This window comes from Streptosporangium sp. NPDC051023 (genome assembly GCF_040689595.1).
In the GTDB taxonomy this organism is placed as follows: Bacteria; Actinomycetota; Actinomycetes; order Streptosporangiales; family Streptosporangiaceae; genus Streptosporangium.
Genome location: NZ_JBFBCE010000055.1, coordinates 18,080 through 44,591, shown reverse-complemented (window position 1 = coordinate 44,591; position 26,512 = coordinate 18,080). Strand labels below are relative to the sequence as shown.

The following is a 26,512-nucleotide window of genomic DNA, read 5'->3' as shown; positions in this document are numbered from 1 at the left end:
TTTGCGATTTCCCCAGCCTCTCATCACGGCGACATGCCCTGTCACCCGCTTCACCGGCCCGAACGGCAACCCGGAGAAGATATAAGGTAAATGGCGGTTATTTCCTCCCGACCGCCACGATCACTTCAGCGAAAATCTTGCGTATCGGATCGGGAAAACGACAGGCGGACTTATAGTTCCTAGGGTTCGGAATCGCCGACTCCCCCATATCGAATCCACCCGAAAAGGACTCGCAACGCATGAGCCCGTCGCCGGACGCCGCTGTCCGCCGCCCCGGCGGAGAGCTGACGGATTACGCGTCGCTTCTCCGCCGCAGGTGGCCGACCGTCCTGTTCCTCCTCACCGCCGGGGTCGCCGCGGGCGCCGCCCTGCTCCGCGTGACCCCGCCCGTCTACACCGCCTCCGCCCAGGTGCTGGTGACCCCGACCGGCCCACAGGAGCAGACCAACCAGGTCACCAACCGGCAGCGTGAACCGCTCAACCTCGACACCGAGGCCCAGATCGCCCGGTCCGCGGTCGTCGCCAGGAGGGCGGCGCACGCGCTCGAAAGCACCCCGGGCCCGGTCGAGGTCTCCGTGCCGCCGAACACCTCGGTCCTGCAGATCTCCTACACCGCGGCCGATCCGCGCTCGGCGGCGGCGGGAGCGAGCGCGTACGCCCAGGCCTACCTGGACAACCGGCGCGAGACCGCGACGCGGGCGCTGGACGCCCAGCTCAAGACGCTCCTGACCAAGCTGAGGCAGGTCAACGCGAGCCTGGCGACCGTGGTCGCCGCGCTGCCGGGCCTGCTCAAGGGCACCGCGGAGCGGACCCTGGCCCTACAGCGGCAGAACGTGCTCAACCGCCAGGTCTACAACCTCACGGTGAAGTACGACGCGCTGAGGACCGTCGCCGTCACCCCCGGCTCCGTGATCAGCGACGCCGTCACCCCCGCGGAACCGAGCGCCCCCAGGCCGCCTCTCTACCTGGGCAGCGGCCTGATGGCCGGGCTCCTCGCCGGAGTCGGCCTCGCCTGGCTCCGTGACCGCCTGAGCGGTTCCGGCACGGGCTCGGGAGCCGGGTTCGCGACCGGCCGGAGCGGCCCCGGCGGGGCCGTCCTCGGAGCGGAGCCCGCGGAGATCGGCAGCCTGGCGGGCAGGGAGGGCGCGGTGCTGCTGGTCAGCGTGGCCGGGACGTCCTCACGGGGGATGGCGCGGGCGGTGCGCAGGCTGAGACGGCAGGGCATCCCGGTGGTCGGCGCCTTCGTCACCCCCCAGGACAGGACGGGGAGCACGGACGGGCGAAACGGCGGGACACCGGGAGGCGGCTGGCCCGTCTCCGTCTCCGAGACGGACAGGCGGGCCATGGGCGGCTCCGAGGCCGCCGCGGAGACAGGCAGGCGGACCGTACCCACGACGGGGAGAGGCGGACGGGCCGCGAACGGGCCGGCGACCACGGCGGAGACGGGCGGCCACGTGGTGGGCACCTCCGCGCCCACCGTGCCGTTCAGGGCGTTCTCCGTGGGTGAGAGGGTCTTCCCCCCGTGAGAGGCCTGGACCGGGCGGCGTGGCCGATCGCCGCGCTGCTCGTCGGTTACCCGCTCTGGTGGGCGCTCGGCTTCGGCGGGCTCTCGGTGATCGTGCTGGCCCCGCCGATGGCGGTGATCCTGTGGCGACGGCGGCCGATCAGGGTTCCTCGGGGATTCGGCCTCTGGCTGATGTTGCTGGCCGGCTACCTGGTCAGCGCGCTCATGCTCGGCGAGATGCCGCCGGAGACCTACGGCGACTTCGGCGCTGGACGAGTGCTCGGCTACCTGATGCGCCTGTCCCTCTACGTCTCGCTGCTGGTCATGGTGCTCTACCTGGGCAACCTGACCGAGCGGGAGCTTCCCCAGCTCGCGCTGGTGCGCATGCTCGGCACGCTGTTCCTCACGACCGTGGCGGGCGGCCTGCTGGGGGTCTTCGCCCCGAACGCCGACTTCACCTCACCGGTCGAGTCGCTGCTGCCCCGCTGGATCAGCGGCAACGCCTTCGTGCACAACCTGATCCATCCGACCTCGGCGCAGGTGCAGAAGGTCCTCGGTCACGCCTCCCCCCGCCCTGAGGCGCCGTTCGAGTGGGCCAACGCCTGGGGCAGCAACGTCTCGGTGCTGCTCGTCTGGTTCGTGGTCGGCTGGTGGGCGTACGGCGGGCCGCGCAGACGCCTGGCCGTCGCCCCGGTGCTCGCGCTCTGCGCCATCCCCGTCGTCTACTCCCTGAACAGAGGCCTGTGGATCGGCCTCGGGGTCGCGTCCGCCTACCTGCTGCTGCGTCTGGGCCCCCGGACCCGCGTTCTGGCCTGCTCGGCAATCGCCGCCGGGACGCTGCTCTTCCTCCTCAGCCCGCTGCGTGGGATGGTCGTCCAGCGGCTGGACAACCCACACAGCAACGACATCCGCGCCTTCACCGTCTCCGCGACCGTCGCCGCGGCGCGCACCTCGCCGATCATCGGTTACGGCAACACCAGGAACGCGATGGGCAACCACCGCACAATCACCACCGGCAGGACCGACTGGTGCGACGGCTGCGGCCACCCCCCGCTGGGCAGCGATGGCCAGCTCTGGCATCTGATGATCACCCAGGGGTTCGTCGGAGCCGCGCTCTACGTGGCGTTCTTCGCCGGGGCGATCCGCCGCCACTGGCGCGACCGGAGCCCGATCGGCATGGCCGGGGTCCTGGTGATGATCCTGACCCTGCTCTACATGTTCGTCTACGACGGGCTGGTCACGCCGCTCAGCCTGTACCTGATCTCATTCGCGCTGCTCTGGAGGAACTCGATGGCGAGCGGGACCGCATGAACGACGCCCGCGTCCGGCTGCGCTACCTCGCCCAGACGATCGACCTACTGTTCCCTCCTGGCGGCGACAGGCGTCCCTACACCCTGCTCCCCCACTCCGTGCTCCCCCGCAGGCTGGCACCCCGCGCGTGGTGGCACCCGGGCAGGAGGGTCATGGTCCCCTCGGGAGAGGCCACGATCGAGACCTACCTCAGCGAGGTGCTCGGTACCCCGATCCGGGTCGTGCTGCACGTCCGCCCCGCCGGGCGGGCCAACCGCAAGCCGATCCTCGAGGCCCACGCGCGGGACGGGCTTGCCGCCTTCGTGAAGATCGGCGACACGGCCCCGGTCCGCGACCTCGTCGCGCACGAGGCACGGACGCTCGGCATGCTCGCCGACGCGCCCTTGAAGACCGTCGTCCCGCCCGCCGTACTCCACCACGGGTCATGGCGCGGCCTGTCCGTGCTGGCGCTGACGCCTCTCCCGGTACGGCGGGGCATACGCGGAAACCCCGTCCCCGCCGGCCTCCTCACCGAGGCGATCGGCGAGATCAGCAGGCTCTCCCGCCACCTCCCCGGCCCCGGCGAGGGATTCGCCTGGCACGGAGACTTCTCCCCCTGGAACATCGCGTGCGCCCAGGACGGCAGGCTGCTGGTGTGGGACTGGGAGCGGTTCGGCACCGGGGTCCCGCTCGGTCTCGACGCCGTCCACCACTTCTTTCAGCGCGCCTTGCGGCGCGCGGATCCGGCCACCGCGGCCAGGGCCTGCCTGGCGCAGGCCCTGGCGACGCTGGCCCCGTTCGGGCTTTCCGCCGCGGAGGCCAGACTGACCGCGATCCGCTACCTGATCACGCTGGCGGACCGGCACGCGGCCGACGGCCACAGCCCCCTCGGCCCGCCAGAGCACTGGCTCAACCCCGCCGTCGACTTCCAGGAGCTTTTGTCGTGAAGCCCATGCTGAAGCGTTCCGTGCACGCCGTTTCGCGGACCACGGGACGTCTCACCGCCGGGGGGCGGGTGCTGCCCTCCTTCCTGATCGCCGGGGCGCAGCGCTCGGGCACCACCTCGCTCTATCGCGCGCTCTCACAGCACCCGCTGATCCTCAAGCCCGTGCTCCACAAGGGGGTGCACTACTTCGACGTGGCCTACGACCGGGGCCTGTCGTGGTACCGGGCGCACTTCCCGCTGCGGGCGAGGGTCTCCAGACTGGCCCGCCGGTACGGCTGCCGCCCCCAGGCCTTCGAGTCCTCGCCCTACTACCTGTTCCACCCGCTGGCCGGTTCCCGGATCGCCTGGGACCTGCCAGGCGTGAAACTGATCGTCCTGGTGCGGGACCCGGTCGAACGCGCCTTCTCCGCGCACGCCCACGAGCTGGCCCGGGGCTTCGAGACCGAGCACTCCTTCGCCAGGGCGATCGAGCTCGAGGAGGAGCGGCTCGCCGGGGCGGTCGACGGCCTGTGTGCCGCGCCGTACTCGACGAGCCACGCGCACCGCCACCACGCCTACCTCGCCAGGGGCCGCTACGTCGAGCAGCTCGCCCGTCTCGAACCACTGATCGGCAGGGACCGGATGCTCGTGGTCGACAGCGGGCGCTTCTTCGGCGAGCCCGAGATCGTCTACGACCGCGTGCTGGAGTTCCTCGGGCTACCGCACATCGGAGACCCGGTGTTCGAGTGGCACAACGCCCAGCCCCGGCCCCATCCCATGCCGGAGTCGCTCCGCCACGAGCTGGCCGCCCACTTCGAGGAGCCGGACGCCCTGCTGGCCCGGTGGCTCGGCACGGAACCCTCGTGGCGACGCTGACCCCCGCGAGTCTGTCCCGACTGCCTCGTGTGAACGGGATGGCCAGGGACGGGCTCGCGGGGCTCGTGGGAGCCGGGGCCGGAGCGGGCGCGCAGTTCCTGATGGTCGTGCTGGTCACCAGGGACACCGGCAGACAGACGGCGGGCGCCTTCTTCACGGCGACCGCGCTCTGCCTGATGGTCGCGGGAATCCTCCGGTTGGATGCGGGCAACGGGCTGATCCAGGCCATCGCCGGAGCCGGGGCGTCCGGCTACGAGCGGGCCCGCGGCCACGTCCTCGCGGCACTGGCGCCGGTCGCCGTGCTCTCCCTGGCCGTGGGCACCGTCGTCCTGGTCTGCGTCCCCGACCCCGCATCCCGGGTGCTCGGGGTCGCGCTGCCCGCTGTGGTGTGCGCGGACGTCGTCGTCGCCGCGACACGCGGCTTCGGCGCGATGCTGCCGACCCTGCTGCTGGACGGCCTGCTGCAGCCGACCGCTCAGCTCGTCCTGGTCGCCGTCCCGGTGCTGGCCGGTGTGGAGTCGGTGCCGGTCCTCGCGGCTGCCTGGGCGCTGTCGTACGTCCCGGTGCTGGCGCTGGCCGCGCTCTGGCTGCGCGGACGGCTGCCCCGCACGCCGTACATTCCCGGCACCGCGCGCGAGCTGTGGCAGCACACCTGGCCCAGGTCGGCCGCGGCCGCGATCCAGGCGGTGTTCCAGAGGCTCGACATCGTGGTCGTCGCGATGCTCGCCGGGCCCGCGGAGGCGGCCGTCTACACCGCGGCCACCCGTTTCAAGGTGGTCGGCCAGCTCGTCGGCCGGGGGCTGGCGCAGGCGGCGCAGCCGAGGCTGGTCGACGCGCTGGCCAGGGGCGACCTGCGACGCGTCCGCGAGCTGTACCAGTCGGCGACCATGTGGCTGGTCCTGCTGACCTGGCCGCTCTGGCTGGGATACGCCGCCGTCGCGCCGTGGCTGCTGGGCCTCCTCGGCGAGGGCTACGCCGCGGGAGCCCCGGTGGCGCTGGTCCTCGCCGCGACGATGATGCTCGCGAGCGCCTGCGGCATGGTCGACGTGGTGCTGACCGCCGCGGGGCACACCCGCTCCAGTCTGTTCAACCTGGTCGCCGCCGTCGCGGCGACCGTGGCGCTGGGCGCGTTTCTGGTCCCCTCGTACGGCGCGTCCGGCGCCGCCCTCTGCTGGGCCGGGGGCACGCTGGTCAAGAACCTGCTGCCACTGTGGCAGATCCACCGCCGCTACGGCCTGCGCCCCTTCGGCGTCCACAGCCTGACAGCCCTGAGACCCTGGCGGGGCCCGTGACGGGCCGGACTCCCGTGCTGGTGACCGGGCTGCCGAGGAGCGGCACGAGCTGGACGGGCAAGATGCTGACCGCGGGCGGCGAGCTGGTCTACGTCAACGAGCCGCTGAACCCCCAGCATCCGCCCGGCCGGTGTCCCGGGGTGCTGAACGCCCAGGTCACCCACCGCTTCCAGTACATCTGCCCGGACAACGAGGAGACCTGGCTGCCCGCCTTCGCCGACACCGTCGCGCTGCGCTACCGGTTCCTGGCCGAGCTGCGGCGCAACCGCTCGCCGTACGATCTGGCGAGGATGGCCAGATACGGCACGGCGTTCACGCTCGGGCGGCTGGCGGGACGGCGGGCGCTGCTGGACGATCCGTTCGCGTTGTTCTCCGCCGGATGGTTCGCCGAGCGCCTCGGCTGCGTGGTGGTCATCCTGCTGCGTGACCCGGTGTCGTTCGTGGGAAGCTGGCAGCGGCTCGGCTGGACCGTCTACTTCCACGAGCTGCTCGAACAGCCGCTGCTCGTCAGGGACCACCCGCACCTGGAGTCGCTGCGCGCGCTCGTCGGCTGCCAGGACCGCCTCGTCAAGGCCGTCGCGCTGTGGCGGGCGGCGAGGGCCGTCGCCGCCGACCTGGCGGCCAGGCACCCCGGGATCCTGCTCGCCCGCTACGAGGATCTGGCCGCCGACCCCGGGGAGGGATTCCGCCGCCTGTACGGCAGGCTGGGGCTGACCTGGTCGGCTCGCGCGCAAAGGCGGGTCTCCAGTGCTTGCACGGCGCCCGCGACCGGCGCGGGCGGCTTCACCTGGAGCGGCCTGTCCCGTACGGCCTACCGCCCCATGGACTCCCGTGGAGCCCTGGCCTCCGCGGCGAATCGGCTGAGCCCAGAGGAGACCCGCCGTGTCCTGGAGCTGGCCTCCCTCGGGCAGGATCCCCGGGCACGGCCGCGGGAGACGCTCAGGAGAACAGGCGGCGGAACAGGCAGACCGTGAGCAGCCTGAGCGCGAACGGCAGGTCGTGCAGCAGGTAGCGGCGGGCCAGCCTGCCCGGCTCGTTGAGCAGCCTGAAGAGCCACTCGAGCCCGGCCTGCCGCATCCACCGCGGCGCCCTGCGCACCGTGCCCGCCGCGAACGCGATCGCCGCGCCGCAGCCGACGAACCAGGTGCCGGGCAGGTCCTCGCGGAGCCTCGCGATGAGCCGATCCTGTTTGGGAAAGCCGAGCCCGACGAAGACCAGCTTGGGCGCGGCGGCCAGCAGGGCGTCCCTGATCTCCGGGTAGCCCTCCTGGGTCGTCTCGAACCCGTGCGGCGGGGTTTCGGCGCCCGCGACGAGCAGGCGGGGGTGGCGCTCCATCAGCCGGTTCGCCGCCTGCCTGGCCACGCCCTGCGGGCCGCCCAGCAGGTAGACCGGGTGACGGTAGAAGGCGGCGGCCTCCGACAGGGACCAGATGAGGTCCGCGCCGGTCACTCTGCCTGGCACCGGTGTGCCGAGCAGTTTCGCCGCCCACACCAGCGGCATGCCGTCGGCGACCACGAGGTCGGCGCTCTCGATGAGCTCGCGCGCCTCGGGATCGCGGGCGGCGGCCCAGCCGATGTCCACGTTCGGCGTGACCAGATGGCCGCCCTCACCGCGCTTCAGCGCGGCGACCACGTGATCGACCACCTCGCCCTCGGTCATCGGGTCGATGGCGAGACCGGCGACCCGAACCCTGCGGCGTAGCCTTCTGCGGGTCGCCTTGTCGGGGCGCGGTGCCCCCGGTGCGACGCCGGGGGTCTGCCCGGCCGTTCTGGTCGCCATCAGATGCCGTGTCCGCGATGGTGCAGGGTGCTGAGCACCGTCTGGGCCGAGACCAGGCCCGCCGCGACGGCGAGCGCGATGGGCGCGCGGGGTTCGCCACGCCGTGCGGCGAACGCCCGCCACGCCCAGCGCCCCGCCTCCCCCCTCCGGCCAAGGGCCGCGTGGTGGAAGGCGAGCTGACCGTAGACCCGCGCCGCGCCGCGCGGATCCACGGCCAGATCGGGGTGCCGGGCGAGCATCCATTCCAGCCCGGCGATCCGGTCGGCCCACCGGGTCGCGTAGAGCGAGCCGCCCCAGCGGACGCGCACCAGCGGGCGGTCGACGTGCACGATGGGACGACGAGCGGCCGCGCGCAGTGCCAGGTCCCAGTCCTCGTTCTGGCCGTTCGGCGCGCTCTCGTCTACCCAGAACGCGCCGCGCCTGAACAGGAATGTCGAGGAGTGCACCATCACCATGCGCGAGCGCAGCAGGTCGGCCCGGGTGATCGAGGAGGTCCCCGCGAGGCGTGGGAGGCGGCGGGAGCCGTACTCGACCTCGATGGCGCAGCTGGCGAACTCCGCGCCGGGCTCCGCACGCAACGCGGCGACCTGGGCGCCGAGCTTGCCGGGCGACCACTGGTCGTCGTCGTCGCAGAAGGCGACCAGCTCGGTGCCGAGCGCCGCGATGCCCGTGTTGCGTGCTCCAGGCAGGCCGGGGCTGAGCCGGTTGGCCACCACCCGGACCCCGCGCGCAAGCGCCTGCGCCTCCCCTGCAGTCCTGGGCAGGCCGGCGATGAGGTCGGCGACCTGGTCGGTGACCAGGGCCGTGTCCGCGCCGTCCGCGACGACGATGACCTCGACCGCGCCGGGGTGGTCCTGGTCGAGCGCGGCGCGCGTCGCGGCGCGTAGGTGTTCTGGCCGACGCCCTCTCGTGGGGATGACCACACCCACCGATGGACTCACGCGAGCCTCCCGCGATAGCCGTACTTGATCATTAGTGGCCAGGTCAGCGTGGTGACCAGGCGCCGGTGCCCGGCCGGGACCGCGGTGCGCCACGCGTCGTCGGGGACCAGCCCGATCCGGCCGACCGTGAAGCGCACGGGGTTACCCGAGGCTGTGTGAGCCCGGGAGAGCTTGGCCTCGCCGTCGGCCAGGAAGTCGAGGCGGGGACGCACGCCGATCCTGGCCACCAGATGCCTGAGGGTGTCGGCGGGGGCCTCAAGGAGATCCTCGTAGCGGACCCTGGTAACGGGGACGCCGCTGCGGGCCAGGAGCTCCATGCCGAGGTTCTGGGCCAGCCAGTGCAGCGAGGTGCGGGCCGGTGACCAGCGGGTCATCGGGGACCCATCCTCGGGGCGCGTGACCCGCCTGTGCCAGGAGTACGCGACCGCTCGGGGGTCGCGCACGACGTGCACGACGTGCACGTCGACTCCGGCCGCGGCGAGGCAGAAGGCCAGGGAGGCATGCTTGCTCGAGTCGACCACGACCGGGCAGTCGGCGACCTCGGCCGCCGCGTCGTACAGACGACGGTGGGCGGCGACGTACTCACCCAGTTCTGCGGTTCTCGGCGAGGGCCACACCGGGGTGCCGGTCCTGCCGTCGGCCAGGAGCTGCGCGAGGGTGGGGATGCGCCGGGTGCGGTCGACTCGCCGCCCGAGTGCGAGGACCCGCTTGGCGAGTCCCTCCGACCAGCCGCCGAACGCGCGCTCACCGACCTTGTGCCAGAACGGGCACGTGCCGAACGGCTCGTCGCACCCGCAGTCCTCGTCCGCGAGCACGCCCCTGGCCCAGAGGTGGGCGACCTCGCCAAGCGGCGCGATGCCGGGGACCTCGCCGAGAAGCCGTTCGAGCAGCGTGGTGCCGCTACGGCCGAGACCTCCCAGGAAGACAACCCTGGCGGGGGACGGACTATCAGACACAGGCACGAATCCTCACCCGATGGATACGGAACGTGCTGAGGCTAGCGCGGAGAGTTACCAGAGAGTCGGGGAACGACCAAAGGATCTACCTGCGAACGCCGTACCGGCCCCGCCCCGCCCTCCCGAAGCGGGCCCGTCGCGGCCTCCTGCCGCGCAACACGACGGCCCCCTCCCCGCCCGCGTACGGCAGGCGGCGAAGGGGGCCGGGTGAGGCTCGTCCGGCGGCGAGCCGGTGTCGGCGGGCGAACAGGGTCAGCGAGATGGCCGACCCGGGGGACGCCGATGCCCCCCGGGAAGGCTCCTAACGGGCCTCGACGATCATCCCGGCGCCGACGGTGTTGTTGGTCGCCTCGTCCACGAGGATGAAGCCGCCGGTGAGGCGGTTCCTCGCGTAGTCGTCGACGAACAGGGGCTGGGTGACGCGCAGCGAGACGCGCCCGATCTCGTTCAGGCTGAGCGCCTGGGCCGACTCGTCGCGGTGCAGGGTGTTGACGTCGAGCCGGTAGTGCAGGTCGCGGACCAGCGCGCGGGCCGTACGGGTCGTCTGCTTGATGGTCAGCTTGGTGCGCGGGCTCAGCTTGGTCGCGTCGGTCATCCAGCAGACCATCGCCTCCAACTCCTGGGCGACGTGCGGCTGGTTGTTCGGACGGCAGATCATGTCACCGCGTGAGATGTCGATGTCGTCCTCAAGGCGGAGGGTCACCGCCATCGGCGGGAACGCCTCCTCGACGGGGCCGTCGAAGGTGTCGATCGACGCGATGCGCGTGGTCAGCCCCGAGGGCAGGTGCATGACCTCGTCACCCGGCTTCAGCACACCGCCCGCGACCTGGCCCGCGTAGCCCCGGTAGTCGTGGAAGGCGTGGTCGGTCGCCCGCTGCGGCCTGATCACGTACTGCACGGGGAAACGCACGTCGACCAGGTTGCGGTCGGAGGCGATGTGCAGGTGCTCGAGGTGGTGCAGCAGCGAGGAGCCGTTGTACCAGGGCATGTTGTCCGAGCGGGACACGACGTTGTCGCCGTGCAGCGCGGAGATCGGGATGAACGTCAGGTCGGGGGCGTTCAGCTTGGAGGCGAACGCGGTGAACTCCTCGCGGATCTCCTCGAACCGCTCCTGGGAGTAGTCGACCAGGTCCATCTTGTTGACCGCCAGCACCAGGTGCGGCACCCGCAGCAGTGTGGTCAGGAACGCGTGCCGCCGCGACTGCTCGAGCACGCCCTTGCGCGCGTCGATCAGGACGATCGCCAGGTCGGCGGTCGAGGCGCCGGTGACCATGTTGCGGGTGTACTGGATGTGCCCGGGGGTGTCGGCGATGATGAACTTGCGCTTGGGCGTGGCGAAGTAGCGGTAGGCCACGTCGATGGTGATGCCCTGCTCCCGCTCGGCCCGCAGGCCGTCGGTGAGCAGCGACAGGTCGGTGTACTCGGTGCCGCGGTCCCGGGAGGTGCGCTCGACGGCCTCGAGCTGGTCTTCGAAGATCGCCTTCGAGTCGAAGAGCAGACGCCCGATGAGGGTCGACTTTCCGTCGTCGACGCTTCCCGCCGTGGCAAAGCGAAGGATGTCCATCAGAACTGCTCTCCAGAGGTCGTACGGCTTTCGCGGGAAGGCTGTGCCGGGAGGGGGCCGCGGAGCACACGCGGGCGCTCCTGCGCCGAAGCCGCGGGGAACGTGGGAACCGGCGGGAACGGCCGGCGCGACAGGGCGCGGCCCGTGGGAAGCGCCCCCCGGATCACGCGTGTCCCCTCCTGCGAGGGGGCGGGCCGGTGCGACAGGACGTCACGCACTAGAAGTATCCCTCCCGCTTGCGGTCCTCCATCGACGCCTCCGAGGCCCGGTCGTCGGCGCGGGTCGCGCCGCGCTCGGTGAGCCGGGTCACGGCGATCTCGTCGATGATCTCCTCGACCGTAACGGCGGTTGACTGGACGGCGCCCGTGCAGGTCACGTCGCCGACCGTGCGGTAGCGGACCGTCATCTCGACGAGCTGCTCGTCGTCGTCGCGGGTGATGAACTCGCTGTCGGCCAGCAGCATGCCGTCACGCTCGAACACCTTGCGCGTGTGAGCGTAGTAGATCGACGGGATCTCGATGTCCTCACGCCGGATGTAGTCCCAGATGTCGAGCTCGGTCCAGTTGGACAGCGGGAAGACCCGGATGTGCTCGCCCTTGCGGATCCGCGAGTTGTAGAGGTTCCACAGCTCGGGGCGCTGGTTCTTCGGGTCCCACTGGCCGAAGTCGTCGCGGAAGGAGAAGACCCGCTCCTTGGCGCGGGCCTTCTCCTCGTCTCGGCGGGCGCCGCCGAACACGGCGTCGTACTCGTTGTCCTCGATCGCGTCGAGCAGCGTGGTGGTCTGCAGCCGGTTGCGGGAGGCCCTGCGACCGGTCTCCTCGACCACGCGCCCCGCGTCGATGGAGTCCTGCACGCTCGCCACGACGAGGCGCGCGCCGAGCTCCGCCGCCCTGCGGTCGCGGAACTCGATGACCTCGGCGAAGTTGTGCCCGGTGTCGACGTGCATCAGCGGGAACGGGATCGGCGCGGGCCAGAACGCCTTCTCCGCGATGCGGAGCATGACGATGGAGTCTTTCCCACCGGAGAAGAGCAGACAGGGACGCTCGAACTCGGCCGCGACCTCACGCATGATGTGAATGGCCTCTGCCTCGAGGACATCGAGCTGCGACGTGGTGTAGTCGCGCTGAAGCATCTGACTCTCCTAGCGGGGATTATCGGTGGAGATCCCGGATTCCGGCGAGCAAGATCGGCGCCAGTCCCGGTAGGGAAACAAGGATATCCGGCAGCGATGGGTCACCCTGGTTGTAGGTCAGGGCGGAGCCGTCGATCCGGCTGGCATGGGCTCCGCTGGCGAGCGCGACGGCGACCGGGGCTGCGGAGTCCCATTCGTACTGTCCGCCCGCATGCACGTACGCCTCGACCTGCCCGGTGAGGACGGCGGAGATCTTGGCGCCCGCGGAGCCGATCGGCACCAGGTCCGCCCCGGCGAGACGGGCCAGCTCGACGACGAACTCCGGCGGCCTGGTCCTGCTGACCGCGATCCGCGGCCTGGCGTCCGCTCTGAGCTCGGGCAGCGCGGGTGGTTCGAGGGTCGACAACGTCCTGCCCTGGGCGGGCAGCGCCACCGCTCCCGCGGTCAGCGTGCCGCGCTCCCAGAGGGCCACGTGGACCGCCCAGTCGTCCCGCCCCTCCTCGGCGAACTCGCGGGTGCCGTCGAGCGGGTCGACGATCCAGACGCGCTCCGCCGTCAGGCGACGGGGGTCGAGACGCTCGTCCTGGGTCGCCTCTTCGGACAGCACACTGTCACCTGAACGCGAGGCCGTCAGGGCCTCCATCAGGAACAGGTGGGAGGCGGAATCGCCTTCGGCACGGAGCGCCGACGGGTCGGCGAACCCCGTCTTCTCGCGCAGGGCGAGCAGTCTCTCGCCCGCCTCCGTCGCCAAATCCGCAGCGAGAACGTGGTCGTCGCGAATCGTCATCAGTATGCTCCAGCCCCTCGCGCGACAGCCGACCAGGTCTTCCACAGGATCTGCAGGTCCAGGGTGAGGGACCAGTTCTCCACATAACGCAGGTCCAACCGTACAGATTCCTCCCAAGAGAGGTCAGACCGCCCACTCACTTGCCAAAGGCCGGTCATTCCCGGCTTCACCAGCAGCCTGCGCCGGACGTCGTCTCCGTAGCGGGCGACCTCCTCCGGCAGCGGCGGCCTTGGACCGACCAGCGACATCTGGCCGAGCACCACATTGATCAGCTGCGGCAGCTCGTCCAGCGAGTGGCGGCGCAGCCTGGCGCCCAGCGGGGTGACGCGCGGATCGTTCCGGATCTTGAATAGCACGCTTTGCCCGTCGCCCGCCAGGTCGATCCGCCGCCGCTCGGCGTCCATGGTCATCGTCCGGAACTTGTAGATCGTGAACTCGGCGCCGTCCCTGCCGACCCGCCGCTGACGGAAGAACGCGGGGCCCGGACTCGAAGCGCGCACGGCCGTCAGCAGCACGACGAACAGCGGCAGCAGCGCGACGAGCAGCAGACCGGCGCAGACCCGGTCGAAGAGGTTCTTGGCCAGCTGGCGCGGCCCCGTGAGCTCGGGATGGTCGACATGCAGCAGCGGAAGCCCGGCGGCGGGGCGGATCGTGATCCGGGGCCCGGCCACCTCCATCAGGGCCGGGGCGACGACCAGGTCGGTCTCGGTCCGCTCGAGACGCCAGGCGAGGCGCCGCAGCGCGACGCCGTCCATCTCGGGGCAGGCGAGCACCGCGACGGTGTCGGCGGAGACCTGGGCGATCACGAGTGGGACGTCGGACATGCCCCCCAGAATGGGGACGCCCTCCACGTCGCCCATACCGTCGTACGGCATGCAGACGCCGACGACCTCCATGCCGTGGTAACGCTCCCTGCGGAACCGGCGGACCAGGTCGGCGACCGCGGCACGATGGCCGACCGCCACGACCCTGCGCATGCAGGCGCCCCGAGCCCGCCTGCGGTGCAGGGAGCGTCGCAGGCCGTACCTCGCGAGGAGGGTGACCAGCGTCGTCAGCGGGAGGGCCAGCACAACATAGCCCCTGGCCACGTCGGTCTTGGTCACGTAGGCACCGATGGCCAGGGCCGCGGTGAGGGTGAACCCGCATTGGAGGATCCGCTGGAACTCCTCGGCGCCGAGCCCGATCAGGCGGGGCTCGTGGGCGCGGTTGACCCTGATCGCGCAGACCCACACGACGGGAAGCGCGGCGCTCAACACCACGTAGGGGGTCACGTAGGGAGTAACCTCGCCGAAGCGAACGAACAGGGCGAGCGCCCCGGCGAAGGAGGCGGAACCGATGTCGGCGGCGACGGCCCGCGCCCTGTATCGACGGACCCAGCCCGGCACACTCGGACGGATCGTCTGCACGGCCCTCGGCGTCGCCTGGACGACGGTCACGTCGCGCACACGCTCCCCCTGCGTAACCATTCACCAACGGACAGTGATCGAATGCTAGCGGGAAGAACAGGGGCCCGAGGTTTGAAAACCGAAACGTATATCTCCGTGGACATTGAGGCCGATGGCCCGATTCCCGGCCCCTACTCGATGTCCAGCTTCGGCATGACCGTGGCGGGGAGGATGACCGGCAGGGACTTCGAGCCGGTCGATCCGCAGACGCACACCTTCTACGCTGAGTTGCGGCCCATCAGCGACGACCACGTCCCCGAGGCGCTCGCCGTCAGCGGGCTCGACCGGGAGAGGCTGATCCGCGAGGGCACGGACCCCGCCGAGGCGATGAAGGCCGCGACCGGGTGGATCAGCGAGGTGTGCGGCACCAGCACCCCGGTGCTCGCCGCCTATCCGCTCTCCTACGACTGGATGTGGATGTACTGGTACTTCATGCGTTTCGCCGGGGTCTCACCGTTCGGGCACTCCCGCTGCCTGGACATGAAGACGTTCTACGCCGCCAAGGCGGGCGTGCCCATCGGCTGGGCGACCAAGCGGCAGATGCCCAAGCACCTGCGCTCCTCACGGCCGCACACCCACAACGCCCTCGACGACGCGATCGAGCAGGCGGAACTCCTGCAAAACCTCATGTTGCGCTGAGGCGGGTTCCCTATCTGGGGGGGCCGGAGATGTTCAGGTCGCCCGCGTGGAAGGCGTTCTGGGTCGCCTCGAGGCCCGCCCGGATCAGCGACTCGACCACGTCCGCCGCCCTGTCGACCAGGAACGGCAGGTCCTTGCGCTCCGCGGTCGCGAAGTCGCGCAGCACGAAGGAGGCGGCGTCCATCCGGCCCGGCGGGCGGCCGATCCCGAACCGCACCCGCAGGTAGTCCTTCGTCGCCAGGGACTTGGTGATCGACTTCAGCCCGTTGTGGCCGTTGTCACCGCCGCCGAGCTTGGCCCTGAGCGCGCCGTACGGGATGTCCAGCTCGTCGTGGACGACGATCACTCTCGCCGGGTCCACCTTGTAGAAGTCGGCCAGGGCCTTCACCGGGCCGCCGGAGAGGTTCATGAAGGACAATGGCTTGGCCAGCACGGCGGGGGCGCCGGCCAGGCGGCCCTCCAGCACCTCGGCCCGCGACCTGTGCGCCTTGAACCGGCCACCGGCCCGCGCGGCGAGCTCGTCGAGCACCATGAAACCCGCGTTGTGCCGGTTCCCGGCGTACTCCGGACCGGGATTCCCCAGGCCAACGACCAACCAGCGGTCCACGGTCGGCATCCCTTCTCGTGTGCGTTTCGGCTCCCACACGCGCGTCAGGGCAGCCCGGAGACGGACTGCCCTGACAAGGTGTAGCAGAGAGAACTACTCGGCGGCCTCTGCGGACTCGGCCGGGGCGGCCTCGCCCTCGGCGGCCTGCTCGCCCTCGGCAGCCTCCGGCTCGGCGGTCGGGGCGGCGGTGACGTGGAGGACCAGCGTCTCGGGGTCGGCGACCAGGGTCGTGCCCTTGGGCAGCTTCAGGTCGCCCGCGGTGATCTGGGCACCGACCTCCAGGCCCTCGATGTCCACCTCGACGCCCGTCGGGATGTGCGTGGCCTCGGCCTCGACCGAGACGGAGACGAGCTGCTGGTCGAGGATGCCGTCCGCGACCTCACCGGTCACGGTGACGGGGATGTCGACGGTGACCTTCTCGCCACGCTTGACCAGCAGGAGGTCGACGTGCTCGAGGAAGCCCTTGAGCGGGTCACGCTGGACGCCCTTGGGCAGCGCCAGCTCGGTGACCGCGCCCTGGAGGCGGATCAGGACGTTCGGCGTACGCAGCGCGAGCAGCAGCTCGTGCCCCGGAAGGGACAGGTGCTGGGGCTCCGTGCCGTGACCGTAGAGGACGACGGGCACCTTGTGCTCGCGGCGGATCTTGCGGGCGGCACCCTTGCCGAAGTCGGTGCGGGACTCGGCGTTGATGACTACTTCGGACACGGCGGATCTCCTAGGGATCTTATGAAAAGGGGCGCTCTCCCTCACCCGCCCTAGCGGAAGGCGTTACGAGCGCACAGAACCTGTACAGCCTATCGCGCGTGGCGACCCGCGCGGCCCTGCGCGGCGAGGAGCCCGCGCCGGTACGGCGAGCGGCCCGGTGAGCCGTGACGGTCACCGGGCCGGATGTCGCCGTGCGGCCTCGGATCAGCTGTCGCCCCGAAGCCGTGCGGGCCTCGGATCAGCTGTCGCCCTCGAAGAGGCTGGTCACCGAGCCGTCGCTGAACACCTCGGTGATCGCGCGGGCGATCAGCGGAGCGATCGACAGCACGGTGAGCTTGTCGAACCTCTTGTCCTCCGCGAGCGGCAGCGTGTTGGTGACGATCACTTCGGAGATCTTGGAGTTCTTCAGCCGGTCGACCGCGGGGTCGGAGAACACCGCGTGCGTCGCGGCGACGAGCACGTTGGTCGCGCCCTGCTCATAGAGCGCGTCGGCCGCCTTGCAGATCGTGCCCGCGGTGTCGATCATGTCGTCGATCAGCACGCAGGTACGGCCCCGCACCTTGCCGACGACCTCGTTCACCTTCACCTGGTTGGCTACGTCGAGGTCGCGGCGCTTGTGGATGAAGGCCATCGGGGTGCCCAGCGTGTCGGCCCACCGCTCGGACAGGCGTACCCGGCCCGTGTCGGGCGAGACGATGGTGGTCGTCTCCAGGTCGAGCTTGTCCTTGAGGTAGTTGACCAGGACGGGCATGGCGAACAGGTGGTCCACCGGGCCGTCGAAGAAGCCCTGGATCTGGGAGGTGTGCAGGTCGATCGACATCAGCCGGTCGGCTCCCGCGGTCTTGAACAGGTCGGCCATCAGGCGGGCGGTGATGGGCTCGCGGCCCCTGCCCTTCTTGTCCTGACGGGCGTACCCGAAGAACGGCATTATCACGGTGATCCGCTTGGCGGAGGCACGCTTGAGCGCGTCCACCATGATCAACTGCTCCATGATCCACTTGTTGATGGGACCGGTGTGACTCTGGATCACGAACGCGTCGCATCCCCGGACCGACTCCAGGTAGCGGGCGTAGATCTCACCGTTGGCGAAGTCGCGCAACGCGGTCGGTGTCGTCTCGACACCGAGGTGACTGGCCACCTCCTCGGCCAGCTCCGGGTACGCACGCCCGGAGAAGAACATCAGGTTCTTCTGGCCGGTCTGCTTGATACCGCTGCTCATGCCGTCCTCCCGCTGCGACGGCCCGTCGTTGCATTAGCGACGCCGCTACGCCTGATGGCCCGCTTGCTTCGCTCGCTCACGTCTTGCTCCCCTGCTGATTTTCGGCCTCGGCGGCGCGCAGCGCGGCGTCGGCCGACTTGGTGCCCGCGCGCTTGCGCGCGACCCACCCTTCAATGTTGCGCTGCCGCCCGCGGGCCACCCCGATCGCCCCTGGGGGGACGTCTCCGGCGATGACCGAGCCCGCGGCAGTGTAAGCGCCGTCGCCGATGTTCACCGGCGCGACGAGCATGGTGTCGCACCCGACGAAGGCGTGCTCGCCGACCGTCGTCTGGTGCTTGTTGACCCCGTCGTAGTTGACGAAGATCGTTGAGGCGCCGATGTTCGCCCCCGCGCCGATGACCGCGTCCCCGGCGTAGGTGAGGTGCGGCACCTTCGCGCCCTCACCGACCTTCGCGTTCTTCATCTCGACGTAGGTTCCCGCCTTGGCCTTGCGGGCGAGCACGGTGCCCGGGCGCAGGTAGGCGTACGGCCCGACCATCGCCTCCGGGCCGATCTCCGCCTCGACACAGACCGCGTTGCGGACCACCGCCCGCTCACCGACGACCGTGTCGGTCAGCGTCGAGGCCGGGCCGACCTCGGCCCCCTCCGCGACCGCCGTACGGCCGTGCAGCTGGGTGCCAGGATGGATGACCGCGTCCGGCTCCAGGATCACGTCCACGTCGACCCAGGTGCTGGCGGGGTCGATCACGGTGACCCCCGCGCGCATGTGGGCCTCGAGCAGCCGGGAGTTGAGCACCTTGCGGGCGAAGGCGAGCTGCACCCTGTCGTTGACGCCCTCGACCTCGACGTGGTCGGCGGCGACGTGCGCGCCGACCCGGTGGCCGTCCTCCCGCAGGATGGACAGGACGTCGGTGAGGTATTCCTCACCCTGGGCGTTGGAGGTGGAGACCCGCTTGACCGCGTCGGCCAGCAGCGCCCCGTCGAAGGCGTAGACGCCGGAGTTCATCTCCCTGATCGCCCGCTGCTGGGGGCTCGCGTCCTTCTCCTCGACGATCTGCAGGACCGCTCCAGTGGTGTCGCGCACGATCCGGCCGTAGCCGTACGGGTCGGGAACCTCGGCGGTCAGGACGGTGACGGCGTTGCCGTCGGCGCGGTGCCGCTCCAGGAGCGCGGCGAGGGTCTCGGTGCGCAGCAGCGGGGTGTCGCCGTACGTCACCAGGACGGTGCCCTCGATCGTGCCGACCGCCTCCAGCACGACCCTGACCGCGTGACCGGTTCCTTTCTGCTCGGCCTGTACGACGGCCAGCGCGTCGGGGCTGCTTCCCGACAGGTGGGCCTCGACCCGATCTCGCTCATGGCCGATGACAACAATGAGCCGCCCGGGTTCGAGACCTCGGGCGGCTGTGAGCATGTGGTCGACCAGGGTGCGGCCGCACAGCTCGTGCAGGATCTTGGGCGTTTTCGATTTCATCCGGGTGCCCTCACCTGCGGCGAGGACGATGACGGCGGCCGGGCGCGGCACACTCACGGACGAGGCTCCCTCGGCGTCGCGGCTGAGACATGACGAAGCGGGATGACGTATGGCTACCGCCTGGGAACCGTCCCGTCATCCACTCGACAACGTGAGGATACCTTCCCGTCTGCTAATCCACCCAGCCGACCAGCCGAGTTGCCAAACCGGACATAACAGACAGCTCCGGCACCAGGACTCGAACCTGGACAACAAGGACCAAAACCTTGCGGGCTGCCAATTACCCAATGCCGGATCAGCCCGGCGACTCGGGTCCAACCCGAACGCCCGGCTCCCCTACGATACCGACCCCTTGATATCAAACGCGCCTCGTTTGGAGACCTCATCGGACACGGGGACGACCCGATCGGGGACACGACCACGGGCGCGCCGCACCGAAGATGTCGCATAGCAGGTCGGGCGGGTGGTACACAAGTCATTAACCCCCCAGGGGACCGGCCGCCAAGAGTCAGCTTCCCCACATTAGGCACTTAGGGATTCCTAACTTACGATGGCGTAGGTTACGGTTGCGTAGCCAGACAAAAGCCCACCTCCTTCCCGAGCTCCCGTGAGGTAGTGCATGACCGTCATCGAAGAACGCGCTGCTCAAGGCCCGAAACCAGACGTAGACCCCGAGCCGAAGACCACGCCCGAGCTCATCACCTTCGGAGTGGTCGTGGCCGCCCCGCTGATCGCGCTGATCGCCGCCGTCCCGTTCGCCTGGGGCTGGGGGCTCGGCTGGGCCGACATCGCGATCGCCTTCGTGTTCTACATGGTCTCCGGGCTGGGCGTGACCGTCGGCCTGCACCGCCACTTCACCCACGGCTCCTTCAAGGCCAAGCGCCCGCTGAAGATCGCGCTGGGCATCGCGGGCAGCCTCTCGCTGGAGATGTCGGTGCTTGACTGGGTCGCGACCCATCGCAAGCACCACAAGTTCTCCGACAAGGAGGGCGACCCGCACTCGCCGTGGCGGTTCGGCAGCGGTTTCCTCCCGCTGACCAAGGGTCTGCTCTGGGCGCACATGGGCTGGCTCTTCGAGACGGACAGGGCGAACCGGGAGAAGTACGCCCCCGACCTCGTCAAGGACCCTGACATCATCAAGCTGCACAAGTTCTTCCCCGTGATGGCGATCACCTCGATGGTGCTGCCCGCGGTGCTGGGCGGCCTGCTGACCTGGTCGTGGTGGGGCGTGGCCACCGGCTTCTTCTGGGGCACGCTGGTCAGGATCGGGCTGCTGCACCACGTGACCTGGTCGATCAACTCCATCTGCCACGTCTTCGGCGAGGAGGTCTTCGAGTCGCGCGACAAGTCGCGCAACGTGTGGTGGCTGGCCATCCCGTCGTTCGGCGAGTCCTGGCACAACCTGCACCACTCCGACCCGACGTGTGCCAGGCACGGCGCGCTCAAGGGCCAGATCGACCTCAGCGCGGGCGTCATCCGCTGGTTCGAGAAGGCGGGCTGGGCCCACGACGTCCGCTGGCCGACGCCTGAGCGCCTGGCGGCGAAGCGCATTGCCGCCTGACAGTTCCCCGGGGGCCGCCTCGGCGGCCCAGATCGTCGCGACACCCCCCGGCACCTCAGGCAACGCCGTCGGCCGGCCCTCCCGTGCCGAGGCGGTCGCCAAGGCGGTCAACAGCGCGGTTCCCCTTTCGCGACCGGGGAGCGCCATTATTAGAGACGTGAGCGAACCTCGACGACGCATGTCAGGCAAGGAACGCCGGGAGCAGCTGATCCAGATCAGCCGGACCCTGTTCGCGGAGAAAGGGTTCGACGGCACCTCGGTCGAGGAGATCGCGGCGACTGCCAACGTCTCGAAACCGGTGGTCTACGAGCACTTCGGCGGCAAGGAGGGCGTCTACGCGGTCGTCGTCGACCGCGAGATGCAGAAACTGCTCGGCATGGTGACGGAGGCGCTGTCCGCCTCTCACGCGCTGATCAAGCTGGAGCGGGCAGCGCTGGCGCTGCTGGCCTACGTCGAGGAGAACAGCGAGGGCTTCCGCATCCTGGTCCGCGACTCCCACGCGGCCTCGGGGACGGGCACGTTCGCCAGCCTGATCAACGACATCGCCAGCCAGGTCGAGGACGTAATGGTCGACCAGTTCGCTGAGCGGGGCTACGACCCGAAGCTGGCGCCCATGTACGCGCAGATGCTGGTCGGCATGGTGGCGTTGACCGGCCAGTGGTGGCTGGACGTGCGCAGGCCCTCGCGCGAGGAGGTGGCCGCGCATCTGGTCAACCTGGCGTGGAACGGCCTGACCGGTCTGGCCCCGAACCCCCGTCTGACCTCCTCCCACACTGTGGAGCAGCGGCAGCCGCAGCCCCCCGCGCCCTCCCCGGTCCAGGCGCAGTCCTCTCCCTCACCCCCGACCGCCAGGGCGCTGCGCGACCAGGAGAAGGCGCGTGAACGGGAGCTGAAGGAGCAGGAGAAGATCCGCGAGCGCGAGCAGCGTGACGCGGAGAAGCTCGCGCGAGACCAGGAGAAGGCACGGCTGCGGGAGCTACGCGACCAGGAGAAGGCGCGGGAGCGGGAGCAACGCGAGCGGGAGCGGTTACTCAAGGAGCAGGAGAAGATCCACGAGCGCGAGCTGAAGGAGCAGGAGAAACTCCGCGCCAGGGAGGCCAGAACGGGCGGCAGGGAGGCCACGAGGCAGACCACACCGGCCGGGAGCGCCGCCGAGGATCGAGGAAAACTTGAACCTAGCGAGTAAGCAACAGCAGCCGTTGATCCTAAATTAACGTTCCGTTCAATCAAAGCGGGCATTCTGGTCATATGTCCGCCGAATCCGCGCATCCCACCTCCGAAGGATTGCCCCTTCCACAAGAACGCTTCCTCAACCGTGAGGAGAGCTGGTTACAGTTCAACCAGCGGGTTCTGGAGCTTGCCGAAGATCCCTCCCTGCCGTTGCTGGAGCGGGTCAGGTTCCTGGCGATCTTCGCCAGCAACCTGGACGAGTTCTTCCGGGTGCGGGTGGCAGGCCTCAAGCGGCGGATGGCCACCGGCCTGCTGCTTCGCACCAAGAGCGGACTGAAGCCCCGCGAGGAGCTGGCCAGGATCGCCGCGATCGCTGACGGCCTCGCGCAGCGGCACTCCATCTGCTTCCACGAGAAGCTGCGCCCGGAGCTCGCCTCCGAGGGCATCGAGATCGTGCGCTGGGACGACCTCGGCCGCGACGAGCGCACCGAGATGCGCAAGCTGTTCCGGGAGCGGATTCGGCCCGTCCTGACGCCGTTGGCGGTCGACCCCGCCCATCCTTTTCCCTACATTTCAGGTCTCTCGCTCAACCTTGCCGTTACCGTCCGCAACCCCACAAGCGGCAACACCGTGTTCGCGCGGGTCAAGGTGCCGAGCCAGCTCCCCCGGTTCGTCGCGGCGTCGAAGGACCGCTTCGTCCCGCTCGAGGATGTGATCGCCGCCCACCTGGGCCAGCTCTTCAAGGGCATGGAGGTCGTGGAACACCACGTCTTCAGGGTGACCCGCAACGAGGACCTGGACGTGGACGAGGACGTCACGGAGAACCTCATGCAGGCGCTGGAGCGGGAGCTGCTCAAGCGCCGCTTCGGGCCGCCGGTGCGCCTCGAGGTCGAGGACACCATCACCCCCGAGGTGCTCGACCTGCTGGTCGACGAGCTCGGCGTGGCCCAGCACGAGATCTACCGGCTGCCCGGCCCGCTTGACCTGACCGGGCTGCACGCGATCGCCGATCTGGACCGAGGCGAGCTCGGCTTCCGCCCGTTCGTCCCCGCCGAGGTCGTCCACGTCGAGGACGACATCTTCGCGGTGCTCCGTGAGCGGGACGTGCTGCTGCACCACCCGTACGACTCGTTCTCCACGAGCGTGCAGCGCTTCATCGAGCAGGCGGCGGCCGACCCGAACGTGTTGGCCATCAAGCAGACGCTCTACCGGACCAGCGGCGACTCCCCGATCGTGGACGCGCTGATCGACGCGGCGGAGGCGGGCAAGCAGGTCGTCGTGGTCGTGGAGATCAAGGCGAGGTTCGACGAGCACGCCAACATCACCTGGGCGCGCAAGCTGGAGCGGGCCGGATGCCACGTGGTCTACGGGGTCGTCGGGCTGAAGACGCACTGCAAACTCGCCCTCGTCGTACGGCAGGAGCCCTCCGGCGAGCTGCGCAGCTACTGCCACATCGGCACCGGCAACTACAACCCGAAGACCGCCAGGCACTACGAGGACCTGGGCCTGCTCACCGCCGACCCGCTGGTCGGCGAGGACGTCACCGATCTGTTCATCCACCTGACGGGATACTCCAACCACTCGGCCTACCGGCGGCTGCTGGTCGCCCCGCACTCGCTGCGCGGCGGGCTGGTCGCCAGGATCGAGCGGGAGATCTCCCACCAGGAGGCGGGCCGCCCCGCCAGCATCAGGATGAAGACGAACTCCCTGGTCGACGAGCTGGTCATCGACGCCCTCTACCAGGCCTCCCAGGCGGGTGTCCCGGTCGACCTGTGGGTGCGCGGGGTGTGCACGCTCCGCCCCGGGATCCCCGGTCTCTCCGAGAACATCCGGGTCAGAAGCGTGCTCGGCCGCTTCCTTGAGCACTCCCGGATCTACGAGTTCGGCCACGGCCGCAGGCCGGAGATCTGGATCGGCAGCGCCGACCTGATGCGGCGCAACCTGGAGCGCCGCGTCGAGGCGCTGGTCAAAGTCACCAGCCAGCAGCAGCGGGTCTACCTCAGCGCCCTCCTCGACAGGGCGATGTCGGAGCAGACCTCCACCTGGTGGCTCAACGCGGACGGGAGCTGGGCCCGGCATCCCGGCGAGGACCTGCAGAACCATCTGATCAGCACTCGGCGGTGGAGGACGATCGATGACTGAGCTGGACGTCCACCCGACTGACATGATCCGCGCCGCAGGGGCGGTCGTGTGGCGGGGGACGGAGACGGCACCAGAGGTGGCACTCGTCCACCGGCCGAAGTACGACGACTGGACCTTCCCGAAGGGAAAGCTCAAGCCGGGCGAACACGTCATCGCCGGAGCCCTGCGCGAGGTCGCCGAGGAGACCGGGATCACCGCGATGCTCGGCCGCTCGCTGCCGCCGATCCACTACCTGAAGGGCAAGCGGCTCAAGCGCGTCGACTACTGGGCGGCCAGGGTGGTCTCCGGGGAGCGCTACACCGACGTCGAGGAAGTGGACGAGGTGGTCTGGCTGCCGCTGAAGGAGGCCAGGCGCCGCCTCACCTACGAGTGGGACGCGGGTCTGCTGCGCGCGCTCACCGCGGTGCCGCTGGCGACCACCCCGCTCGTCCTGGTCCGGCACGGCATGGCGGGGTCACGCCAGGAGTGGGAGGGCGACGACGACGAGCGCCCGCTGGACGAGGTCGGCAGACTGCAGGCCGAGGTCCTCGCGGACGCGCTGGCGGCCTACCGCCCCGTCGAGCTGATCAGCTCGACGAGCAAGCGGTGCGTGCAGACCCTCGAACCGTACGCGGAGAGCACGGGACTGGAGATCCGCCAGGAACGGCTGCTGTCTGAGACCTACCACGACCCGAGGGCCGCGCTGCGGCTGGTCTCGAAGGCGCTGGCCTCCGAGCGGCCCACGGTGCTGTGCAGCCATGGCAAGGTGCTGCCCGAGCTGATCGCCGGAATCATCGACCGGCCCGGGGACGTGCAGCTGCGCAAGGGCGCGTTCACGGTGCTGCACCACGCCGACGGCAGGATCGTCGGCGTGGACCGCTACATCACCTGACCCGGGCACGGCTCACAACAGCGTCTCGACCGCCGTCGAGGTCTCGGCCCAGACCCCCGGGAACTCGTCCCAGGCCCGCTCCGCGCTCGCCCGCTCCAGTCCGGTCAGCACGCCGTACGTGAAGGTGTCCTCCCCGGCGAGGCGGGCGTTCGCCGCCTCGGCCGCCAGCCGTTCCTGGGCGACGACGCCGTCCTGGTGGGTGCCCAGCACCTCCTGTACGGCCTCCGCCCGCTTGGCCAGCTTGCCCATGCCGAGCACCTCGGCGGTGTACCGGGCCCGCTTCGCGGCCTTGCGCACGTCGTGCATGGCGATCTCGCGATCGGCCCCCTCGACGGCCTGGGCCGCGGCGTACGCCCTGGTGACCCGGCGCCAGCCCTTGGCGGCGACGGCGTCGAGGGTTTCGGCGGGCTTCTTCGCGGCCTTGGTGAGCACGGGGGTCGCAACCAGGTCGTCCAGGGCGTCGAGCAGGGCGAAGTAACGCTCCCCGCCGAGTGTCTCCCTGATCCGGTCATAGGCCTCGTGCTCGGCGTCCAGCAGGTCGGAGCTGAGGCGCGTCCTGACCGGGCCGACGATCAGCACGGGGTCGAGGGTGTCGAGCCTGTGGGCGAACCGCTCCCGGATGACCTCGAGGTCACGGGCCTCGCCGAGCACCCCGGCCAGCCACTTGAGCTCCTCCTGGACGGCCTCGGTTCCCTCGACGATCGTCTTGAAGGACTTCAGCGCGCTGCGGAGCCGCCGCGAGGCGACGCGCATCTGGTGGACGGCGTCCTCCTCCGCGCGCCGTACCCGGGGGTCCTGGGCGAGGAGCGTGGCCACCTGGGAGGCGAGGTAGCCGACGACGACCTCTCCCGCGGACCCCGCCTTGGTCGGGGCAAGCCCGATCTCGGGGACGGAGACGGCGGTGTTGAGCAGGCGGGACAGCTTGCTGGCCGACTCCGCGGGGGCCGCGCCCGCCTTCACCAGGCGCTTGCCGACCTTGCCGAGCAGCTTCTCCTCGCCCTCGATCAGCTCCGCCTCGACCTCACGCCAGCGCTCGACGTGCGGCTGGTCACCGAGCACGGTGCCCTTGACCCGGTCGTCGGCGATCTCGACCAGCCGGATGCCCGCGCCGCTGACCAGCTGGACCACCGAACGGCGGGTGTCGAGCTCGGCGACGGGGGCGAGCGGGGCTCCCCTGGTGTAGGCGAGCACGAGACTCGCCAGCTCCTGGGGAACGATCCGGGCACTGCGGGTGAGCGGGTGGACGATCTCCTGCCGGACGCCCTTGGCCTTGGGGAGCTTGAGGTGCCAGCCTGGATCGGTCCCGCCCCTGCGCCGGCGCAGGGTGATGCCCCTGGCCGCGAGCCTCAGGTCAGGGGTGTCGAAGTAGAGCGCGACGAGCTGGTGGGTCTTGGGGCCGACGGCCTCCGCGCACCCCGGCAGGTCGGCCAGTTCCGGAAGCTCGTAGTCCGCCGGGACGTCGAACTTGTCCTCTATCTCTATAGCCACAGGCCATCCCCTGATTTGCCCAGATATCTACCACGTACATGCAGTATTTATTGATGACCGGTTATTCGTCCAGAAAATCCGGACGATTGACCTGCAACCAGCCACCCAACAGCAACATCACCTTCATTATCGCGACACCTCACATTCA

22 protein-coding genes, 1 tRNA gene and 1 pseudogene are annotated in these 26,512 nt (G+C 70.1%); 11 read left to right on the top strand and 13 right to left on the bottom strand.

The annotated features are described in order from the left end of the window. Positions 1-239 precede the first annotated feature (239 nt). From AB0395_RS30530 to AB0395_RS30505, 6 genes are read left to right on the top strand one after another with little or no spacing between them, the layout of a single operon-like run. Entirely contained in the window at positions 240-1,526 is a 1,287-nt protein-coding gene (locus AB0395_RS30530; protein WP_366287032.1) for a Wzz/FepE/Etk N-terminal domain-containing protein, read from the top strand. After that, the gene (locus AB0395_RS30525) at positions 1,523-2,815 is read left to right on the top strand and encodes a hypothetical protein (protein ID WP_366287030.1); all 1,293 of its coding nucleotides are present in this window, start codon (positions 1,523-1,525) and stop codon (positions 2,813-2,815) included. Before AB0395_RS30530 ends, AB0395_RS30525 begins: the two co-directional genes overlap by 4 nt. Continuing rightward, on the top strand, positions 2,812-3,741 hold the full coding sequence (locus AB0395_RS30520; protein ID WP_366287028.1) for a hypothetical protein: 930 nt from the start codon (positions 2,812-2,814) through the stop codon (positions 3,739-3,741). Before AB0395_RS30525 ends, AB0395_RS30520 begins: the two co-directional genes overlap by 4 nt. A 5-nt stretch (positions 3,742-3,746) precedes the next feature. Continuing rightward, on the top strand, positions 3,747-4,595 hold the full coding sequence (locus AB0395_RS30515) for a sulfotransferase (protein ID WP_366287058.1): 849 nt from the start codon (positions 3,747-3,749) through the stop codon (positions 4,593-4,595). Continuing rightward, on the top strand, positions 4,583-5,887 hold the full coding sequence (locus tag AB0395_RS30510) for a polysaccharide biosynthesis C-terminal domain-containing protein (RefSeq protein WP_366287026.1): 1,305 nt from the start codon (positions 4,583-4,585) through the stop codon (positions 5,885-5,887). Before AB0395_RS30515 ends, AB0395_RS30510 begins: the two co-directional genes overlap by 13 nt. Beyond that, positions 5,884-6,861: a sulfotransferase gene (locus AB0395_RS30505; protein WP_366287024.1), complete on the top strand. Its 978-nt coding sequence runs from the start codon at positions 5,884-5,886 to the stop codon at positions 6,859-6,861. The genes AB0395_RS30510 and AB0395_RS30505 overlap by 4 nt, the downstream gene beginning before the upstream one ends. Here AB0395_RS30505 and AB0395_RS30500 read toward each other — a convergent pair. The 7 genes from AB0395_RS30500 to AB0395_RS30470 form a co-directional block, all read right to left on the bottom strand. Further along, on the bottom strand, positions 6,827-7,666 hold the full coding sequence (locus AB0395_RS30500; RefSeq protein WP_366287022.1) for a WecB/TagA/CpsF family glycosyltransferase: 840 nt from the start codon (positions 7,664-7,666) through the stop codon (positions 6,827-6,829). The genes AB0395_RS30505 and AB0395_RS30500 overlap by 35 nt on opposite strands. After that, complete coding sequence (locus tag AB0395_RS30495) at positions 7,666-8,607, bottom strand: glycosyltransferase (protein ID WP_366287020.1); 942 nt, start codon at positions 8,605-8,607, stop codon at positions 7,666-7,668. Before AB0395_RS30495 ends, AB0395_RS30500 begins: the two co-directional genes overlap by 1 nt. Beyond that, positions 8,604-9,563 (bottom strand): sulfotransferase, encoded by a 960-nt coding sequence (locus AB0395_RS30490; protein WP_366287018.1) that lies wholly within the window; start codon positions 9,561-9,563, stop codon positions 8,604-8,606. The genes AB0395_RS30495 and AB0395_RS30490 overlap by 4 nt, the downstream gene beginning before the upstream one ends. Before the next feature lie 301 nt (positions 9,564-9,864). Beyond that, a complete protein-coding gene (cysN, locus tag AB0395_RS30485) occupies positions 9,865-11,127 on the bottom strand; it encodes a sulfate adenylyltransferase subunit CysN (RefSeq protein ID WP_366287016.1) in 1,263 nt (420 codons plus the stop codon). 217 nt (positions 11,128-11,344) lie between these two features. Further along, complete coding sequence (gene cysD, locus AB0395_RS30480; RefSeq protein WP_366287014.1) at positions 11,345-12,259, bottom strand: sulfate adenylyltransferase subunit CysD; 915 nt, start codon at positions 12,257-12,259, stop codon at positions 11,345-11,347. A 19-nt stretch (positions 12,260-12,278) separates the two neighbouring features. Next, positions 12,279-13,046 (bottom strand): 3'(2'),5'-bisphosphate nucleotidase CysQ, encoded by a 768-nt coding sequence (locus tag AB0395_RS30475; RefSeq protein ID WP_366287012.1) that lies wholly within the window; start codon positions 13,044-13,046, stop codon positions 12,279-12,281. Further along, complete coding sequence (locus AB0395_RS30470; protein ID WP_366287010.1) at positions 13,046-14,512, bottom strand: sugar transferase; 1,467 nt, start codon at positions 14,510-14,512, stop codon at positions 13,046-13,048. Before AB0395_RS30470 ends, AB0395_RS30475 begins: the two co-directional genes overlap by 1 nt. A 75-nt stretch (positions 14,513-14,587) precedes the next feature. Between AB0395_RS30470 and AB0395_RS30465 the strand changes: the two genes are divergently transcribed. Continuing rightward, on the top strand, positions 14,588-15,130 hold the full coding sequence (locus tag AB0395_RS30465) for an exonuclease (protein ID WP_366287008.1): 543 nt from the start codon (positions 14,588-14,590) through the stop codon (positions 15,128-15,130). Between the two features lie 10 nt (positions 15,131-15,140). Here AB0395_RS30465 and pth read toward each other — a convergent pair whose 3' ends face one another. The 5 genes from pth to AB0395_RS30440 all read right to left on the bottom strand — a co-directional run bounded on the left by pth (position 15,141) and on the right by AB0395_RS30440 (position 19,427). Next, positions 15,141-15,746 carry an aminoacyl-tRNA hydrolase gene (gene pth, locus AB0395_RS30460; protein ID WP_366287006.1) on the bottom strand — a complete coding sequence of 202 codons (606 nt, stop codon included), beginning with the start codon at positions 15,744-15,746 and terminating at the stop codon, positions 15,141-15,143. A gap of 84 nt (positions 15,747-15,830) precedes the next feature. Continuing rightward, positions 15,831-16,442, bottom strand: a complete 612-nt coding sequence (locus tag AB0395_RS30455; protein ID WP_366287004.1) for a 50S ribosomal protein L25/general stress protein Ctc — start codon at positions 16,440-16,442, stop codon at positions 15,831-15,833. A gap of 238 nt (positions 16,443-16,680) precedes the next feature. Further along, on the bottom strand, positions 16,681-17,661 hold the full coding sequence (locus tag AB0395_RS30450) for a ribose-phosphate diphosphokinase (RefSeq protein WP_366287002.1): 981 nt from the start codon (positions 17,659-17,661) through the stop codon (positions 16,681-16,683). A gap of 76 nt (positions 17,662-17,737) precedes the next feature. Then, on the bottom strand, positions 17,738-19,189 hold the full coding sequence (gene glmU / locus AB0395_RS30445) for a bifunctional UDP-N-acetylglucosamine diphosphorylase/glucosamine-1-phosphate N-acetyltransferase GlmU (protein WP_366287000.1): 1,452 nt from the start codon (positions 19,187-19,189) through the stop codon (positions 17,738-17,740). Positions 19,190-19,355: 166 nt separating this feature from the next. Beyond that, positions 19,356-19,427: transfer RNA gene (locus AB0395_RS30440), tRNA-Gln, on the bottom strand. 324 nt (positions 19,428-19,751) lie between these two features. On the opposite strand from AB0395_RS30440, the gene AB0395_RS30435 reads away from it, so the two are divergent. From AB0395_RS30435 to AB0395_RS30420, 4 genes and pseudogenes are all read left to right on the top strand, one after another. Further along, a complete protein-coding gene (locus AB0395_RS30435) occupies positions 19,752-20,693 on the top strand; it encodes an acyl-CoA desaturase (protein ID WP_366286998.1) in 942 nt (313 codons plus the stop codon). A gap of 178 nt (positions 20,694-20,871) precedes the next feature. Next, positions 20,872-21,435, top strand: a pseudogene (locus AB0395_RS30430) (TetR/AcrR family transcriptional regulator); the annotation flags it as partial. Positions 21,436-21,941: 506 nt separating this feature from the next. Beyond that, positions 21,942-24,005 carry an RNA degradosome polyphosphate kinase gene (locus tag AB0395_RS30425; RefSeq protein WP_366286996.1) on the top strand — a complete coding sequence of 688 codons (2,064 nt, stop codon included), beginning with the start codon at positions 21,942-21,944 and terminating at the stop codon, positions 24,003-24,005. Beyond that, a complete protein-coding gene (locus AB0395_RS30420; protein ID WP_366286994.1) occupies positions 23,998-24,876 on the top strand; it encodes an NUDIX hydrolase in 879 nt (292 codons plus the stop codon). The genes AB0395_RS30425 and AB0395_RS30420 overlap by 8 nt, the downstream gene beginning before the upstream one ends. Positions 24,877-24,888: 12 nt before the next feature. Here AB0395_RS30420 and AB0395_RS30415 read toward each other — a convergent pair whose 3' ends face one another. Continuing rightward, complete coding sequence (locus AB0395_RS30415; RefSeq protein ID WP_366286992.1) at positions 24,889-26,364, bottom strand: CYTH and CHAD domain-containing protein; 1,476 nt, start codon at positions 26,362-26,364, stop codon at positions 24,889-24,891. Positions 26,365-26,512: the final 148 nt, after the last annotated feature.

Bases quoted from the DNA above. Each gene is read 5' to 3' on its own strand.
- AB0395_RS30500 (WP_366287022.1), bottom strand. From the start codon at position 7,666: ATGGCGACCAGAACGGCCGGGCAGACCCCCGGCGTCGCACCGGGGGCA.
- AB0395_RS30435 (WP_366286998.1), top strand. From the start codon at position 19,752: ATGACCGTCATCGAAGAACGCGCTGCTCAAGGCCCGAAACCAGACGTA.
- AB0395_RS30420 (WP_366286994.1), top strand. From the start codon at position 23,998: ATGACTGAGCTGGACGTCCACCCGACTGACATGATCCGCGCCGCAGGG.
- AB0395_RS30475 (WP_366287012.1), bottom strand. From the start codon at position 13,046: ATGACGATTCGCGACGACCACGTTCTCGCTGCGGATTTGGCGACGGAG.
- AB0395_RS30470 (WP_366287010.1), bottom strand. From the start codon at position 14,512: ATGGTTACGCAGGGGGAGCGTGTGCGCGACGTGACCGTCGTCCAGGCG.
- pth (WP_366287006.1), bottom strand. From the start codon at position 15,746: ATGCCGACCGTGGACCGCTGGTTGGTCGTTGGCCTGGGGAATCCCGGT.
- AB0395_RS30530 (WP_366287032.1), top strand. From the start codon at position 240: ATGAGCCCGTCGCCGGACGCCGCTGTCCGCCGCCCCGGCGGAGAGCTG.
- AB0395_RS30425 (WP_366286996.1), top strand. From the start codon at position 21,942: ATGTCCGCCGAATCCGCGCATCCCACCTCCGAAGGATTGCCCCTTCCA.
- AB0395_RS30515 (WP_366287058.1), top strand. From the start codon at position 3,747: ATGCTGAAGCGTTCCGTGCACGCCGTTTCGCGGACCACGGGACGTCTC.
- AB0395_RS30450 (WP_366287002.1), bottom strand. From the start codon at position 17,661: ATGAGCAGCGGTATCAAGCAGACCGGCCAGAAGAACCTGATGTTCTTC.
- cysN (WP_366287016.1), bottom strand. From the start codon at position 11,127: ATGGACATCCTTCGCTTTGCCACGGCGGGAAGCGTCGACGACGGAAAG.
- AB0395_RS30520 (WP_366287028.1), top strand. From the start codon at position 2,812: ATGAACGACGCCCGCGTCCGGCTGCGCTACCTCGCCCAGACGATCGAC.
- cysD (WP_366287014.1), bottom strand. From the start codon at position 12,259: ATGCTTCAGCGCGACTACACCACGTCGCAGCTCGATGTCCTCGAGGCA.